Here is a 15,595-nt window from a genome sequence, read left to right on the forward strand (position 1 = left end):
TGCACATCAGTAATGTAGGGAAACGAAGTAAAAAGAGATGGCGGCGATCCGCATTCATCGCCTCGAATTTCTGACGAAAACAATCTACCAGAGGCTCGTATGTGAGGTACGCAGGCCGCATTCAGGAGCGGTGCTGCCCCAGAGCTGCCGACCCCCGCTCCATGGTTCCGAGTTCACCTCAAGTTCACGGGGAATTCAACGTCGAGAGCAACTAGCGAGCGGCTCCGATCTCCCACGAGAGGCGGCATGAATTCGAATGGGGTTTCCCCGCGTTTACATCATCGCCCACGAAAATATACTATTCCGTAGGCGAAAGTGCATTCTAAAAGCAGGGTCGCATATTCATCTTTTCATAAATGCTCAAGGAGGCAGGATGGTGGCTAACCAGGAGGATCTCTCCTCGCATAGTAGTGCTACCCGTGTAAACGCATGGCTCGACAGTTTGCAGGGACGGATGGTCACCGCGCTTCTGGGCGTCTTGTTCATCCTCCAGATCGCCCACCAGCTCCACTCGGATCCGCGTTGGCACTGGCACGCTGGGACCGGTAAGCTCCCGCATGAAATCGTTATGGAGTTCATGGACGAGGCTTACGGAAAGGGGAAGGGCATCGATGCATACAAGACGTACTTTGCAGAGAAGGCCGTCGACAACGCGCCGATGACGATCGATCACCAAGACGGCGAACCGATCCCGCACACGGTGAAGAAACTGATCGTCGAAGGTAATGACGTCGCCGTCTTCCACACGATCGGACCCGCGCGCGGTCAGCCCGCGCAAGACGTTGTCGATGTCTACGAAATCAGCGGCTCGGGTTGGATCATCCGTCACGATCGCGTTGCACAGGCGAGCGTCGCTTCCCCGGCGAAGGCGCAAGCGCCTGCCAAGGCTGCAGAATAACCAATAGGGAGTGGTCAGATTATGTATAGCGATCAGAAAACGATGCCGCAACTCGTTGGCAAAGTCATTCTTCTGTTCTGTCGTTTGTATCTCGGTGGCTGGATGTGCGTCAGCGGCACAAGCTATTGGCTTGCGGCCACGGGCCACGCCCCGATCTTTCCGCAACCGTTCGGCACGTTGCACGCATCGAACGAACTACTGGTCACGATGGTTCACACGCACTTTTTCCATATTGTAAAAATTTGCGAAATCGTGGGCGGTATTTTCCTGATTACCGGTTGCTTCGTGCCCTTGGGGCTGCTGATGCTGCTGCCGGTGTCGTTTGTGGTCTGGTACAACGCGATCGTGCTGAACCATCGCTTCGACAAGGTGCTCACGCCTTATATGGGCGTCGGCTGTCTGTACATGAATCTGGTCCTGATGGTGTGGTACATCAAGTACTACTTCCCGATGATGACATTCAAGCCGACGATCGGCCGTATCGGAGATTGGAAGAAGTTTCCGGATATCTTCAGACAGGACATCGCATAAGTCCGCAAGCCGGATACACGAATTCGCAACTGATGTAGGCGAGTAAGAGCTGACTACGTTGCATAGGTGACGTAGCTCTTTGTTACCTGAATTGAAGGAAAGCGCGATGAACATGGCGCACGAATCACCGTGGAAGTACTTGGTCATGTGGGCGAGGTTGTATTTCGCATTCCACTATCTTGAGTCGGGCCTTTACTACGTAGTTTTTCGATACGTGCCGGATTTCAGCCACGCGGGCAAAGTTGGAGCATATATCGGTGCGATGGCCGACGTCGGCTTCTATCAAATGGTCAAATATCTTGAGACCATACTCGGTACGTTGCTACTACTCGATATCGCCGTGCCGCTGGCGCTGATTGTCATGGCTGGCATCAGTGTAACGATCGTCTTTCTGAATCTTTTCGTCTCGCCTGACCCGCGTGAACTGTTCACCGGCCTTCAAGAGTTGCTGTTGAACGGGACGCTCTTGCTGGCATACGGTGGATACTACGCAAATTTTTTCCGTATCAAAGCGAAGCCGTTCTGGTTTTGGGATGGGATGAAACGTGAGGGATTTGAGCCGGGGAGTAAGTGGTGAAGAGGGATTTCATGGTGGTTTTTGCGGTGGTAGTGGCGGTCACGCTGTTGGTCATTTTCACTTCGACAATTTTCTTCTCGCGTCATCTGCGTCTTTATGATTATGGCCCTCCCCTGGGCGCCGGGATCATTACTTTGGCAATGATGATCCGGGCTGCGTTGTCAGCGCGATAGACAGATGGATGCGCGGTCAACCCCGCATCCATCTCTTCACTTCGCCGTCTTGAGGATGCTGGAAATATGAAGAAGCGATTTGCACGTTTCAAATCAGGCTGGTCCCTGAACCGAATTTTCCATGACGTTACCGGAGCGTTGTTCGCACCGCTTTTGATTTCGCTGCCGGTATGGGCAGATGCCCAACCGATCCAGACGCTCACGATCATGGAATACCGGGCGCACTTAAATTCGGACCAACCGACAGTGCGCGGCATGATCAAGTTCGCGGACCTCGTAAGTGAAGGATCGAACGGACGCCTGGCGGTGACGGTGAGTGGGGCGACAGTTCCCGGATCGCCCGAGGATCAGATCAAGGCGCTGCAGGAGGGAGGTCCTCATGCGCCCGATATGATGCTGCTCGTTACGCCGGCACTGCGTCATGTCGAACCCGAATTCGAGATCATGGATCTTCCCTTCGTAGTCCACAGTGATCGCCAGGCGCATGAACTACTGGACGGCCCCGTAGGGCGGGAATTGATGTCGCGTCTCGAAAGCCATGGACTGGTAGGTCTGGCATGGTGGGAAAACGGCTTCCGGCAGATCACGACATCGGGGAAGTCGTTCATACATGCGACTGATCTGACGGACCGTCCGGTTCGTGTTATTCCGGAGCCGGCATTCGTCGAGACATTTAAGGCATTGGGTGCCACGGTTGTCAGTCTTCCGTATCCACAGCTATATCAGGCTCTAAAGTCAGGACGAGCGGAAGCGCAAGACAACTTTGCGTCGCAAATCCTGGTCGGCCACCTATATGATGTTCAATCGACCATGACGGTCACGAATCATTCTTATAGTGCGATTGCAGTCGTGGCCAACTCCGCAGTATGGCGAAGGTTGTCGGTTCGGGACCGAAATGTTTTACAACACGCGGCGATAGAAGCCGGGCGCTATGAACGCGATCTGATTCGGGAACAGGCGAAGACGGATAGTGCCGAACTTGCACATCACGGGATGACTGTTCATAGCCTCTCGCCAACAGAGCTTGCAAGGATGGAAGCGATGACGGAACCCGTCAGGCAGCAATTCTTCCGCAGCTACGATCCGAAAATTCTCGATCTGTACCGCCATCAGATAGGAACACGCTGGATAACTCGGTGACAGACGAAAATATAACCCTCGGGGCGAAACAAGACGCCAAATTGGCTTCTTTCTCTCGGCACACACGACTGATTCCTATGATCGTCGCTGTGCCGATGTTTTTGCAGGCGGTCGATACATCGATACTGGGTACGGCACTTCCGTCGATTGCTGCGTCGTTGAACGTCGAGATACTTCGCCTCAACTTCGCCATCACCGCATATCTCTTGAGTTTGGCGCTGTTTCTGCCCGCGAGCGGCTGGATCATGGATCGCTTCGGTACCCGCCATGTTTTCTGCGCGGCCGTCGCGATATTTTCGCTCGCATCGGCACTGTGCGGAGCTGCAACATCCGTCACTCAAATCGTCTTGTTCCGGATATTGCAAGGGCTCGGTGGCGCGATGATGGTGCCGGTCGGACGGTTGATCCTCTTGCGCAGCATCCCGCCTGGGCAGTTGATAGTGGCGATGCTGTGGTTTACCGTGCCGGGGACCATCGGTCGTGTCGTAGGCCCGCTTCTTGGAGGTTTCATCGTCACGCTGGCGTCATGGCGTTGGATATTCCTCCTCAACATCCCTTTCGGTGTTTTGGGAATCTTGTTGTCACTAAAGTTCGTGCCGGATGCGCAATCAGGAAAGGCGGGGCGATTCGACTTCACAGGTTTTATGCTGATGGCGGTCGGACTTTCTGGACTGATCTGCGGCCTGGAAACTATCGGGCGGAATTTTGTTTCTCTGAGCGCCACAATTCTCGTCACGAGCATCGGCATCGTGGCGTCGATCTGCTATTGGATTTATAGCAGAGATCGCGATGACGTCATCATCCCGCTCAGCATTTTCGGACACCGAGCATTCAGTATTACAAATATTGGCGGTGTGCCTGTAAGAATAGTGGTCGGTTCGGCTCCCATTTTCGTTCCGCTGCTTTTGCAGATCGGCATGGGATTCACGCCTATTCAATCCGGATTGACGAGTGCGTGGCTTTCGGTTGGTGCTTTTGTGATTCGCCCCATCATGCGCCACGCCATCAATAAATTCGGGTTCAAGCCTCTGATGATCACAGCAACCGTATTGTCCGGTGCTGCATTTTCAGTCAATGGTTTGTACTCGCCCGGAACGTCAATTTATTTCATGTGTGCTGTGCTCTTCGTGGCGGGAGTCGCCAACTCGCTCGCCATGGTCACGATGAATACGGTCGGGTTTTCTGGCGTTGGGAAGCAAATTATGAGCAAGGCAACAGTACTTTCGACGATGATGCAGCAGACGTCGATGAGCTTGGGGGTCGCGCTATTTGCTTACTGCTTGTCGATCACTGCGCGCGCTCACGGGCATAGTGCGGAGGATTTGACGATGAGCGACTTTCCGATGGCGTTTTTTATCGTCGGGGGCTTGAGTTGTCTGTCAGTGGCCGCGTTCAGCCGTCTTCCGGCGAATGAAGGTGCCGAGTTGCGATAAGTAATCGAGGATAAATGTATGAATAACGAAAATCTCCCATCAGGGAACAACGATTACGGACGGGACTTAGGCGAGCATTTTGGTGGTCACGATGCTACAGTCACTTCTTATGCTTCATACGCGCTCGCATCTGACTGCCGACTAGACGTTGTGGAGCGGCACCTCGGACCTGATCGTTAAAGGAAAAAAGCGCCGTTACAACGAACCGCACCGCAAAAGTTGGACGCCGATCCGATAAACATACAACGGTGAACCGCTCCGGTTTCGCGGATAGCCTGTAGCGTTAGTGTCCGGCGTTAAATATTTGAGCGCCCACATGAGGCAGGACTCGTTGTAGTCCCGCTACTAGGCCTCAATCTCGCATTTCGATTCAGCCGAGAGCCGCTCCCGCCGCACCTGCCGCGCGAGGAAGTCATATTCGAACCGGATCCGCTCGGCCCCAAGTGTGCGACGACCAGGCAGCCGCTGAGCGAGGACGTTTCCGAACTGCTCTCGCACGCGTCTCGCCCACGCAGTTCACTCCCGAATGACGACGCGGCCACCCTCCTTAACTACTTCTTTTGGCGGCACTTATCCCGCGCCTGTCAAGCTGACAAAGCTGAGCGCGAATGCCATTGTTTGGGGATGACTCTCGACGCATCAAGAAGCCCAGGGTCTTTACCAGTCCTGGTACTTCGCGATAAAAGGCTAATCGAAATACTATTTAGCCTTGATAAAAAGAAGTATATTGTGTGCTGCGATGATATGTACGTGCACACACGTCAAGCGGCGAAGCGTTGACTGAGCGGACACGTCTTTGTGATTGCCGCGTGCGCGTGGCATGGAAGTCATGCCGGCCAGATGGCTACGGCAGCGTGTTCGGCGAGCGAATTGCCGGCTGTGTGTGTGAATCGTGCCAACGCGTGCTGCGCGAGCATTTGAACGGCCACGCAGTTAACGGTGAAGGTGTCGCCGTGGGCAGGGCTTCACTGGTCGATCGATTCACGAGTCCGCTCGCATCGGAAGAGAAATACACGAAGGACGACTGGCAGGTGAGGCCTGCAGGTGCGCGCCAAAGTTCTCGCAACGATTGAATGCCAGATTGGGAAAGTCATTGAAGCCGACACGCACAACATCTTCATCGCCAATTTGGTGAGCTCGGTCTTTCGACAGGACCGACACCGGTCCCTTGTCGATTCTTCCGACGGCTAAGCGCAGCTGGCAACGGCCTAGGCCAACGGCATCCACAGTGCTTTGGCTGTTCTACCGGATCCCGACGCGGTGTTGGATGCTGCAGATGTTCGGGATGGCAACGGACCGGCGTAACAGATGCATGTACTCGCGTTTCACATTCACTAGCAGTTGATTTCAGAGGCCACCGATAACAATCAGGAGAATGTATGAATTACCAGGGGACCGGGAGGAAACACCGATGGGCCACAGTGCCGTTGGCATGTGCATCACTTTGCATGGGCGCTACGGCCGCGCATGCGCAAAGTAGCGTCATGCTCGGGGGATTCCTTGACGAGGGTGTCGCGACCTATCGTGATTCAGGTGGGGCACGTTTGTATCAAATGCAGGATTCGGCCATCTTTCCCACCAAGCTTTTCTTCCGCGGGAGCGAGGACATGGGGGGCGGCCTGCGGGCCAACTTCAGCCTCGACTCGATGATCAGCCTGAGCACAGGGGGACTTGATCCGCAGTCACGCGGCGCAATGTTCGAGAACTCCTCGTGGGTCGGTCTCAGTCAGACAGGGATCGGCAGCTTCCGCCTCGGACGGCAGAACGATTTCGCCTTCGACTATTACCTGCTTGGCGGTATCGATCCGGCGACGGGCATAGCTGGCGGTATGCTCAACTTTCGGACCGGTAGTTTCGGTGCCGACCTGCTCGGCGTTTCGGGGCCAGCTCAGATTGCTGGCGCCGTCGCAGGGGGGCCGTTCGCGCCTATCACAACGAACGGCCAAATTACTGGGTTGGGCGCGATCAACTGGGATCGTGTCGGCGGCAAACGGATGTCGAATGCCATCAAGGTTGTCTCGGAGGAATATGCCGGGTTGTCGGTTGGCGTGATGTATAGCCTCGGCGGCACAGCGGGGGACTTCAACAACGGCGCCGGAAAAAGCGCGGCGATCAACTTCCGGAATGGGGAAACGCGTGCTGCTGTTGTTTACACTGAGCAGAACTATGCGCCGGTCAACAACGGGCATAGTGGTATCGCCACTCTGCTCGCCGGTGCGAGGACGAGGTACGCCCATTTCACGGTCTCGGGGATGTACAGCGAGGCGCGCAACACCCATACGGGTGCGAAGATTTACGCGCTGGCCGGTGGCATCGGCTATGACTTCTCACCAGCCTGGAACCTTGGCGGCGCTTATACCTACGAAAACGGGAACGCTTTGCTGAAGAACGTCGTGATCAACCAGGCCGCATTGCAGTTGACGTACGCGTTGTCGAGACGGACCTCTGTCTATGCCGCCGGCGTCTATCAACGCACCAACGGCGCATACGTTGCAGAAATCGGGAACATTGTGGCGAGCGGAAATATCCAGTCAGTGTTCCAGCTTGGCATGATGCATCGATTCTGATGCTTCATTGAAAAACGGCAGCGATGAGCATGTTTTCGTCATCGCTGGCGTGGTCTTCACGGGTTATGGAGCGCGGGCTGCGAGTACTGCCACCAGCCTGTTCAGCACGATCGTCCGGCCCTTTTGCGACAGGTGCTGTATTCGATTCATAGCGAACGGATTCTGATGGAAGAGATTTCCTGCAACATGGTGTTTCGCTGATTCGTCGGTCTGCCAATGGACGGGATTGTGTGGGACCACTCGACGTGGCGCTGCCTTTCGACGAGCCAGTCTGGACTGCGCGCGAGCGCAGATATCTTTCTGAGGAGCACTTTAGCGTTGACGGCAAGTTGATGCAGGCAGGCGCGCCAGTTTCCGAAGTACAAGGGAACCGGCGCGATGCTCTGTTATATGGGCGCCCGGCAACCAAGCGACGCACGCGGCCCATGCTCGAGTTGAAGAGGCTCCGGTGCGCATGCATCCTGCTCGATGGCATTGAGGTGCCTCATGTTATTGCCAGGGAATGAAAATCATCGGTGACCGGCAAACTCTTGCGGAAGAGTTCTATACGTTGAGGACATAAGTAGTCTTCGTCATATCAGTCGTTGCTCAACCTGTAATCTTGATCGCGGGCCGAACCAGTCGTTCAGCGGGTGAACCTGATCACTTTTTGCCTTCTCGCCGGGCCTGGCGCTAGCACATCAGGTCAGGTTTCACAATCAAGATTGCCCCCCATCCATACTTAGGGAGTTCATGCCGATATCAAATAGAATACAATTAATTCAGACAACAAAATATGCTTCTGCTTCTTCGCAATCTCAAAGTACGGAACCGGCTGTTTGTTAGCTTCGTAATCGTTATCCTGCTGCTATGCAGCGCCGCTGGATTTGCGCTCTTCCAGGCGCATCGGATTCAATCACATCTACTGGACATCAAACAGAATTGGATGGAGTCAGTGAAAACAATTGCTGATCTTCGTCTGGCCCTCAGTACGGATCGTCGCTCCACGCTGGGTCTTGTCTTGTCTGATACCAAACAAGCCAAAGATGCCAATGCCGCGACTCGGGCCGAAGCCTTGGATCAGCTGAGAAAGGGTGTCGATCGCTATGGGAGACACGCGCTGCCGGGCGAGGATCAGCAGTATTTCGCGAACGATAAGAAAGCGATTGCTGAGTACGCGGTGATCAACAAAGAACTCTACACCCTTGCAATGTCTGACAATCCAGATCTTGCTACAGAGCGGGTGCTGGCTAACACAAAGATCTTCGATGTTTTCAAAGCCGCGGAGAACACGCTCGCCGCCCATCTGGACTTCATTCAGAAGCAGGCAGATGAGGCTGCGGACAAGGCCGTTCACGACTATGATATGGCCCTGGTGCTGACGTTCACCGTAATTTGTATCGCCATTATCGCGACGGTATATGTCTGCAACTCGGTTGCCACGTCGATCGTCTTCCCGTTAACTGACGCGGTAAAGATTGCTGAGGCGGTTGCGTCGGGCGATTTGACGTCACAAGTCAGGGTACATTCCGATACTGAACTCGGCCAATTGATGCGTGCGCTTCGCAGCATGAATGAGAGTCTCGTGAATATCGTGAAGCAGGTCCGCTCGGGTAGTGAGGCCGTATTGGCCGGAGCATCCGAAATCGCGGCAGGTAACGAGAATCTGAGCCAGCGCACCGAGGAACAGGCGGCGTCTCTCGAGCAGACGGTAGCTTCGATCCAGCAGTTGACGGCGACCGTGCAAAATAACGCGGCTAATGCGAGGCATGGCCTCAAACTCGCACAGACTACGTCCGATCTGGCAAACAGCGGCGGAGAGGTCATGAAAGAGGTCGTGATCACCATGACAGGCATCGCCGATCAATCCAAGAAAGTCGCCGACATCATTGCGACTATCGAGGGTATCGCCTTTCAGACCAATATCTTGGCCCTTAATGCGGCGGTTGAAGCTGCACGTGCTGGCAACGAAGGCCGTGGCTTCGCCGTCGTCGCCCAAGAAGTCCGCACGCTGGCTCAACGCTCGGCGACGGCCGCCAAAGAGATCAAGGACTTGGTCAGCAATTCGGTCACCCGCGTTGACCAAGGATCTCAACTGGTGAACGACGCTGGGTCGAAGATCAACGAGGTGGTGAGTGAGTTCGCTCACGTATCGACCCTGATGGAGGAGATCACTCACGCATCCGATGATGGCCACCGGGGCATCATGGAGATAAATAAGGCGATCGGCGAAATCGATACGGTGACCCAGCACAACGCTGCCTTGGTCGAAGAGGCCGCTGCCGCGGCCCGTGGCGTTCATGCAGAAGCAGAACGCCTACAGACACTGGTTACTAACTTCAAGATCGCACGCTCCATCTAAATCACAGTGGCCAGCACAAATAAACCCCAATGAGGGAGTGATTTTATATTGACGAAGGCTCTGTTACTGCGACGTTATCACTTCGGTTCTGCTGCGAATTACGGTGAGTTAAGAAGCGGAACCAGCCGCACGCCGGCGAGGACGTGCCCGTTCGCGGGAACCGCTTTGACAAAACCTTCATAAGCGCGCAACACTGACGTTGCCAGTCCGAAGAGGCCGGCGTCGGCCATTCCTGGATACTTTGCCGGCGATGTTGGATCGGTCGAGAATGCGAGTTCCTCTTCCGACAGAAAGAGTGCTGCGTTGGGCGCTTACCTGCATGCGCACGCCGAGCGGAGCGAGCGCGACACCGACGAGTACCAGCGTCCCGAATATGCCCGCGACACTGCTGCGGAACCGAAGTCAGGCCCCCGTAGTAGCAGCGCGAGAATTGTCCAGAAAGCGCACCAGCCTCGCGCTGCTCCACGACCACAAATCAGCAGGCGACAGCGCCTTCGAGAATAGAAACCCCTGCAGTTCATCGCACCCGATGTCCCGCAGGATGCGAGCCTGATGCTCGCTCTCGACACCTTCGGCGACCACCCGCAGACCCAACTCATGGCCCAGATCAATGATCGCCCGGATGATGGCGAGGTCGGCCGGGGCCTCCAGCATGTCCTGGACGAACGCACGATCGATCTTGAGCCGATCGAGCGGAAAGCGGTTCAGATAGCTGAGGCTGGAGTACCCGATGCCGAAGTCATCGAGGGACAGTTTCACGCCGAGCTTGCGAATCGCGTTGATGGTCGTGAGATAGTCTTCCGCACTGTCCATGAGCACTGTCTCGGTGATCTCCAGTTCGAGCCGCTCGGGGGCGACGCGATGCGATGCGAGACTATGTGCGAGCGTTTCGAGCAGGTCCGGGTCGCGCAGCTGGACGGCCGACAGATTGATCGACACGCGCAAGCGCATCGCCCCCTCCATGTCCCATGCCGCGATCTGTCGGCATGCTTCGTCGATGACCCAGGCGCCGAGTGGAATGATGAGCCGTGTGTCTTCGGCAATTGGAATGAACTGCGCGGGCGACACCGTGCCGATCTGCGCGCTGTTCCACCGCAGTAATCCTTCTACCGCGACCAGTTCGCTCGTGAGCGCATCAACGCAAGGCTGGTATTCGAGCCGGAACTCGTGCGTTGCGATCGCGGTGCGCAGGCACGCTTCGAGCCTCAGGCGGTGGCGCGCGCGTTCGGCCATCTCGGGCGCAAAGAACTTGACGAGGTTGCGTCCCGCGCCCTTCGCTTGATACATCGCCGCGTCGGCATTCTGCATCAGCGTTTCGATGTCCTCGCCATCGTCGGGGAACAGCGCCACGCCGACACTGCACGACACCGGCAACGCGACGCCGCCTAGTTCGTGCGGCTGACGCACGAGCGGCAACAGGCGGTCCTCGATCGTTCGGCTGACGTCCGCCGCATTGCTCACGCCATTCAGAATCACCGTGAACTCGTCTCCGCCGAGACGGCTCACCGTATCGTTGCTGCGCACGGCTTGCAAGAGGCGTCGTGAGACCGAGCGCAGGAGGTTGTCGCCGATGTGATGGCCCAGCGAATCGTTGATGTTCTTGAAGCGGTCGAGATCGATGAACAGTACCGCGACACGCTGCCCCGTGCGGCGCGCGCTATCGAGCACCACGCCGAGGCGCTGCACGAAGAGCTCGCGGTTCGGCAGTTCGGTCAGCACGTCGTGTTCGGCGAGGAACTGGATGCGGGCCTCGCTCTTCTTGCGGTCCGTGATATCGATCAACGTGCAGATATAGTGAGAGAGGTTCGCGCGCCGGTCGCGCACCGCGCTCACCATGAGCCATGCCGGATAATCGCTGCCTGCACGGCGTCGCACATGCGCTTCGCCATGCCATGCGCTGAGTCGATCGACGGAATCGATGATGGCCGGAAAGATGTCGCCTTGCTCCTGCGCGCCGAAAAGGAAAGCGGGCTCCTTGCCCGCCACGTCGTCGGCGCGATATCCGGTCGCACGATAGAACGATGCGTTGGCTGTCACGAGCCGCCGCTGTGCATCCAGAATCAGAATCGCCTCGGATGATGCCTCGAATACCTTGCCCCACAACTCGAGGCGCTGCTCCATCAGCTTGATCTGGTTGATCGGGGTGAATGCGGTCAACACGGCGTCGCGCCCCTGGAAGTCGAGGCGCCGCGCCGACAGCATCGCCCAGGTCGGTTCGCTGCCGGCCTTCCAGTGCACCTCGAATTCATCCACGGCCTCGCGGTCGGAGAGTTGCTGGAAGAAGCGCGCGCGCACTTCCGAGTCGAGCCCGAATCCCCATGGGTCTACCGTGCAGCCATTGAGCCAGGCAAGCGCCGGTCTGTTCGCGTGCAGTACCTCATGCCCCGGGATTGCCGTGACGACCATCGGCACGGGTGTCGCCTCGACGAGCGCATACTGCGCGGCCGACGCGCGGGCTGTCGCCGCAAGTTCCTTCTGCGCGTCACGCTCGCGGTCGAGTTGCGCGAGCATGTCGTTAAAGCCCTGCACGAGCTGGCCGATCTCGTCCTGGCTATGCCAGTTGGCGCGCAGAGAGTGGTCGCCTGTGCGGCGCACCGTGTCCATCACACGCGCGAGCTGGCGCAGGGGGCGCGAGATCTGCTGCGCGACGAAGTACACCATGCTCAGGATCGCGCACAGCAGGAAGAGGGCGGTTCCAAGGTGCAGCCACATCCGCTCGAAGAGGCCGCGCACGCGCTCATGCAAAAGTATTTCGAGCTGATTGCCGGTCACGCTCCACGCGTTGCTGATGCTCGTCACCACGCGCTGCTGGGCGGCATCGAGCGCGGCGAGCCTGGCCGCATCGGCGGGGCCGGCGTCGACAGCGGCGCCAGCCACACGGCGATAAGCGTCGACCGCGGCGAGCATGCGTGCGATCGGCGGTCCGATCGTCCCGCTCAGTGCGCCGTTCGCGGCCGCGGCTTCCGAATAGTCCGAGCGCAGTCCCTGCAATACCGCGTCGAGTTGTCCTTCCAGCACGAGGTAGCGAGTCCGCATCTCGTCGCGGCTCATCGGTGCGGCGCGGCGACTCGCGTCGGCATCATGCAGGTGGCGGCCGATCCGGTTGACGTCGGCGAGCAACTCCGGATAGCGCAGAATCGACAGCGACATGGAGTAGTAGCTGTCGAGGTCCGGATCCAGAATCAGATTCGACTGGTTACCGACGCGCGTCACCAGTGCACGCGTCGCCTCCAGGCCGCTGTCCACCGTCGCTGCACTCGCATGGGGTGCCGAGCTGGCTGAGAGTGCTTCGAGCACCCGTTCATTGAGCGCGGCGCTCTGCATATTCGCGCCGAAGTGGCGCTCGGCATCCGCGAGTTTGCTGGCAGTGCGCTGTAATTGAGCCGCAGTCTGCGGTTGCCCGGCCCCCGCGAGTGCGAAGTCGATAAACGCGTCGTGCACGGCCGCGACGTAGGCATTGCCGATCAACTCCTTGTCAGAGAAGTCGATCGCGATGTACTTCTCGTGGATCAGGATGCCGCTGATGTACAGCACTGCGCTCAGGTCGAGCAGATAGATCAGCAGCAATTTGCGGCCGACGCGAAGGCGTCCGAGAAACCGGAAGAACAGGTTGCGTTTCATGGGTGTGATCGCGTGATCGCGAAGCTTGCGTCCCGGGGGCGATAAGCCAGACGTTTCACTGCGTTTCTCCGTGCTGGGAACGTCGGACCTCGGTCAGGTCCGTCGGGGGAGAAGCCCCTGATCATGCTATCGACCAGTTGGAGAAGTTCTTTAGTTTTCGCTTAAAACGCCCCGGGAAGGTGCTGAAGACGCAACAAGATGGTGCGGGTTTTCTCTGAGGCTTTCTGTAGATGATTTGGACGAACTGGTTGGCGGACCGTACATATCGGGCTGTTACTTGAGGTATGGCGGATTGAATGCCAGGAGCGCTCGCATGGAAGTCGCCAGCGTGCGCCCCGTGCGTCACCGCGCTTTAGAAACCGAGCCCGACGCCGACGCCTCCGAAACCGGACCCGCCGAAGCTGCCCACACCGATACCGACGCCGACACTGGGCCGGGGTGCATAGTATCCGGGCGGGTCGCCGTATCCGTAATAGGGCGGCTGCGCAGCGACGCAGCCCGCAACGCCGAACGCGAAAGCCAGGATGCCGAGTAGCCTGATCATGACACTCTCCCTTTCATGAGCCGGGACATGGATATCGCCAGCAAGATCCGGTCCCCGGTTAGCTGGCGGTCCCCCGATATTCTGACTCGATCTCAGCATCGGCGCTCCGGCACTGCGCTTCAGCAGTCGCGACGGGGCACCCGATCGAACGTTCGTCGATCTGCCGCAGCTGTTGCTGCGGCATTCGTGAATCCGCTTCCTAAGCGTATGCACATTCGAGGGCTGGCGGAAGCGAGCAGGTGAAATTGCAGGCCGTATTTCTATTCGCGTCGATACCGGTCCCTGATCGTGCCGCGAATTCGCTAACGGTGCCAAACGGAATGTCGCGCGTGAACAGGGCTCATGTTCATCGGCGCGATGGCCATATTGGGCGCGGCCTCATAGGTCCTCATTCTCGCCGATATCAAACGCATCGAGTTGCCCGCGGGGCGCGTCGCGGGAAGAATGTCATGAACGCCGCCCGAGTGGTGTATGTTTGATCTACCGCGTCAATCCTTCGAGGACCAACAGATGCAGCGTTCTGACTACGCACGTGAAGACATCGGCAACCTTGTGCTGCTGGAACACGTCAACCTCACGATCCCGGACCAGCGTCTCGCGACCGCGTTCTATGTCAGTGCACTCGGTCTGACGCGCGACCCGTTTCTGATGACGGGCGTGACCAACATGTGGATCAACGTCGGCCGTTCGCAGATTCACCTGCCGCACGGCGACGCGCAGCGCCTTCGCGGACATGTCGGGCTGATCGTGGGCAGGCGCGCGGCGCTCATCGAGCGGCTGCGCGCCGTTCGGCCTCTCCTCGCGCAAACCCGATTCGGATGGACCGAGCGGGACGACCGCGTGCAAGTGATCTGTCCGTGGGGGAATCGTTACGACTGCCTCGATGCCGATGCGTGCGCGGCGAGCGACCCGTGGGCGGGCATCGATCTCGGCATCGCGTATGTACAACTTGACGTGCCCGTCGGTGGCGCGGCGTCGATTGCTGCGTTCTATCACGAGATATTCGATGCGTCTGCCGAGGTACGCGAGCGTAACGGTTCGCTGCAAGCGGCGGTCGCGGTCGGCCGGCATCAACAACTCGTCTATGCGGAAACGCCATCGGCAAGCGAGGAATACGATGGGCATCACATTCAGATCTATGTGGCCAATTTTTCCGGACCTTACGAGCGGCTCGCCGCTCGCGGGTTGAGTTATGGCGAGGAGGCTCACCAATATCGCTTCGCCGAGCTTGTCGATCCTGTGAGTGGTACGCCTTGCTTCACGCTTGAACACGAAGTGCGGAGCTTGCGTCATCCGCTGTACGCGAGGCCATTGGTGAACCGGAATCCGGATGTGACCAACCGTAACTATGGAATGGGTAGTGAGGCGTATGGCGGGGTGGTCTGAGGGGTAAGCCGGCCCCGATAATAGTCAGCTACGTTAAAGTGAACAGGCGCGCATCGCCTCCACGATTGCGTCCTGCTCCGGTGGCGTCTGGAACGAGGCTTCCAGGAGGGTGTGCCCGTCGTTCATTTTCGTCCGGAAACACACCTGATTGACGTGACGGGAAGCCGTCACGCCAGACAGCCCGGCGAGGACCAGAATGGTCATCAATAAACCGGTGAGCGTCAGCGCAGCTACCCATTGTTGCGTCTGCACATCGCAAGCCGATAGGTGCGCACCTTCATCACCCTTCATGCTCTCCTTGATACCAGTCATGTCTATCCTCCTGAACGGATAATGCCAATCTTGGTTCGAGAGATAAAATATGAAAAGTTGAATTTCCTGAAA

General features: G+C 57.5%; 12 protein-coding genes. 9 read left to right on the forward strand and 3 right to left on the reverse strand.

What is annotated here, in order from left to right:
• Positions 1–373 precede the first annotated feature (373 nt).
• From HV770_RS19240 to HV770_RS19275, 8 genes are all read left to right on the forward strand, one after another.
• Positions 374–898 (forward strand): hypothetical protein, encoded by a 525-nt coding sequence (locus HV770_RS19240; RefSeq protein WP_175162068.1) that lies wholly within the window; start codon positions 374–376, stop codon positions 896–898.
• A 21-nt stretch (positions 899–919) separates the two neighbouring features.
• On the forward strand, positions 920–1,429 hold the full coding sequence (locus tag HV770_RS19245; protein WP_175162070.1) for a DoxX family membrane protein: 510 nt from the start codon (positions 920–922) through the stop codon (positions 1,427–1,429).
• A 106-nt stretch (positions 1,430–1,535) separates the two neighbouring features.
• Positions 1,536–2,006, forward strand: a complete 471-nt coding sequence (locus HV770_RS19250) for a hypothetical protein (RefSeq protein WP_175162072.1) — start codon at positions 1,536–1,538, stop codon at positions 2,004–2,006.
• A complete protein-coding gene (locus tag HV770_RS19255; protein ID WP_175162074.1) occupies positions 2,003–2,179 on the forward strand; it encodes a hypothetical protein in 177 nt (58 codons plus the stop codon). Before HV770_RS19250 ends, HV770_RS19255 begins: the two co-directional genes overlap by 4 nt.
• A 66-nt stretch (positions 2,180–2,245) precedes the next feature.
• Positions 2,246–3,319 carry a DctP family TRAP transporter solute-binding subunit gene (locus HV770_RS19260; RefSeq protein ID WP_175162076.1) on the forward strand — a complete coding sequence of 358 codons (1,074 nt, stop codon included), beginning with the start codon at positions 2,246–2,248 and terminating at the stop codon, positions 3,317–3,319.
• Between the two features lie 77 nt (positions 3,320–3,396).
• Positions 3,397–4,752 carry an MFS transporter gene (locus tag HV770_RS19265; protein ID WP_175162078.1) on the forward strand — a complete coding sequence of 452 codons (1,356 nt, stop codon included), beginning with the start codon at positions 3,397–3,399 and terminating at the stop codon, positions 4,750–4,752.
• 1,379 nt (positions 4,753–6,131) lie between these two features.
• A complete protein-coding gene (locus HV770_RS19270) occupies positions 6,132–7,319 on the forward strand; it encodes a porin (protein ID WP_175162080.1) in 1,188 nt (395 codons plus the stop codon).
• Positions 7,320–8,094: 775 nt separating this feature from the next.
• A complete protein-coding gene (locus HV770_RS19275; RefSeq protein ID WP_175162082.1) occupies positions 8,095–9,660 on the forward strand; it encodes a methyl-accepting chemotaxis protein in 1,566 nt (521 codons plus the stop codon).
• A 402-nt stretch (positions 9,661–10,062) separates the two neighbouring features.
• On the opposite strand, the gene HV770_RS19280 is transcribed toward HV770_RS19275, so the two are convergent.
• Both HV770_RS19280 and HV770_RS19285 read right to left on the reverse strand, forming a co-directional pair.
• The gene (locus HV770_RS19280; RefSeq protein WP_175162084.1) at positions 10,063–13,281 is read right to left on the reverse strand and encodes a bifunctional diguanylate cyclase/phosphodiesterase; all 3,219 of its coding nucleotides are present in this window, start codon (positions 13,279–13,281) and stop codon (positions 10,063–10,065) included.
• A gap of 352 nt (positions 13,282–13,633) precedes the next feature.
• Complete coding sequence (locus HV770_RS19285; RefSeq protein WP_175162085.1) at positions 13,634–13,825, reverse strand: hypothetical protein; 192 nt, start codon at positions 13,823–13,825, stop codon at positions 13,634–13,636.
• A 471-nt stretch (positions 13,826–14,296) separates the two neighbouring features.
• Here HV770_RS19285 and HV770_RS19290 point away from each other — a divergent pair, with 471 nt between their 5' ends.
• Positions 14,297–15,211, forward strand: coding sequence for a VOC family protein (locus tag HV770_RS19290; RefSeq protein WP_246291019.1), 915 nt, complete (start codon positions 14,297–14,299; stop codon positions 15,209–15,211).
• Between the two features lie 33 nt (positions 15,212–15,244).
• Here HV770_RS19290 and HV770_RS19295 read toward each other — a convergent pair whose 3' ends face one another.
• The gene (locus tag HV770_RS19295; protein WP_175162087.1) at positions 15,245–15,523 is read right to left on the reverse strand and encodes a hypothetical protein; all 279 of its coding nucleotides are present in this window, start codon (positions 15,521–15,523) and stop codon (positions 15,245–15,247) included.
• Between the last annotated feature and the right edge of the window lie 72 nt (positions 15,524–15,595).

The organism is Paraburkholderia fynbosensis (genome assembly GCF_902859935.1).
GTDB lineage: Bacteria > Pseudomonadota > Gammaproteobacteria > Burkholderiales > Burkholderiaceae > Paraburkholderia > Paraburkholderia fynbosensis.

Excerpts from the sequence above, each read along its gene's own strand:
- HV770_RS19260 (WP_175162076.1), top strand. The coding sequence starts at position 2,246 with ATGAAGAAGCGATTTGCACGTTTCAAATCAGGCTGGTCCCTGAACCGA.
- HV770_RS19275 (WP_175162082.1), top strand. The coding sequence starts at position 8,095 with ATGCTTCTGCTTCTTCGCAATCTCAAAGTACGGAACCGGCTGTTTGTT.
- HV770_RS19240 (WP_175162068.1), top strand. The coding sequence starts at position 374 with ATGGTGGCTAACCAGGAGGATCTCTCCTCGCATAGTAGTGCTACCCGT.
- HV770_RS19270 (WP_175162080.1), top strand. The coding sequence starts at position 6,132 with ATGAATTACCAGGGGACCGGGAGGAAACACCGATGGGCCACAGTGCCG.
- HV770_RS19265 (WP_175162078.1), top strand. The coding sequence starts at position 3,397 with ATGATCGTCGCTGTGCCGATGTTTTTGCAGGCGGTCGATACATCGATA.
- HV770_RS19250 (WP_175162072.1), top strand. The coding sequence starts at position 1,536 with ATGAACATGGCGCACGAATCACCGTGGAAGTACTTGGTCATGTGGGCG.
- HV770_RS19295 (WP_175162087.1), bottom strand. The coding sequence starts at position 15,523 with ATGACTGGTATCAAGGAGAGCATGAAGGGTGATGAAGGTGCGCACCTA.
- HV770_RS19285 (WP_175162085.1), bottom strand. The coding sequence starts at position 13,825 with ATGATCAGGCTACTCGGCATCCTGGCTTTCGCGTTCGGCGTTGCGGGC.
- HV770_RS19245 (WP_175162070.1), top strand. The coding sequence starts at position 920 with ATGTATAGCGATCAGAAAACGATGCCGCAACTCGTTGGCAAAGTCATT.
- HV770_RS19290 (WP_246291019.1), top strand. The coding sequence starts at position 14,297 with ATGTTTGATCTACCGCGTCAATCCTTCGAGGACCAACAGATGCAGCGT.
- HV770_RS19280 (WP_175162084.1), bottom strand. The coding sequence starts at position 13,281 with ATGAAACGCAACCTGTTCTTCCGGTTTCTCGGACGCCTTCGCGTCGGC.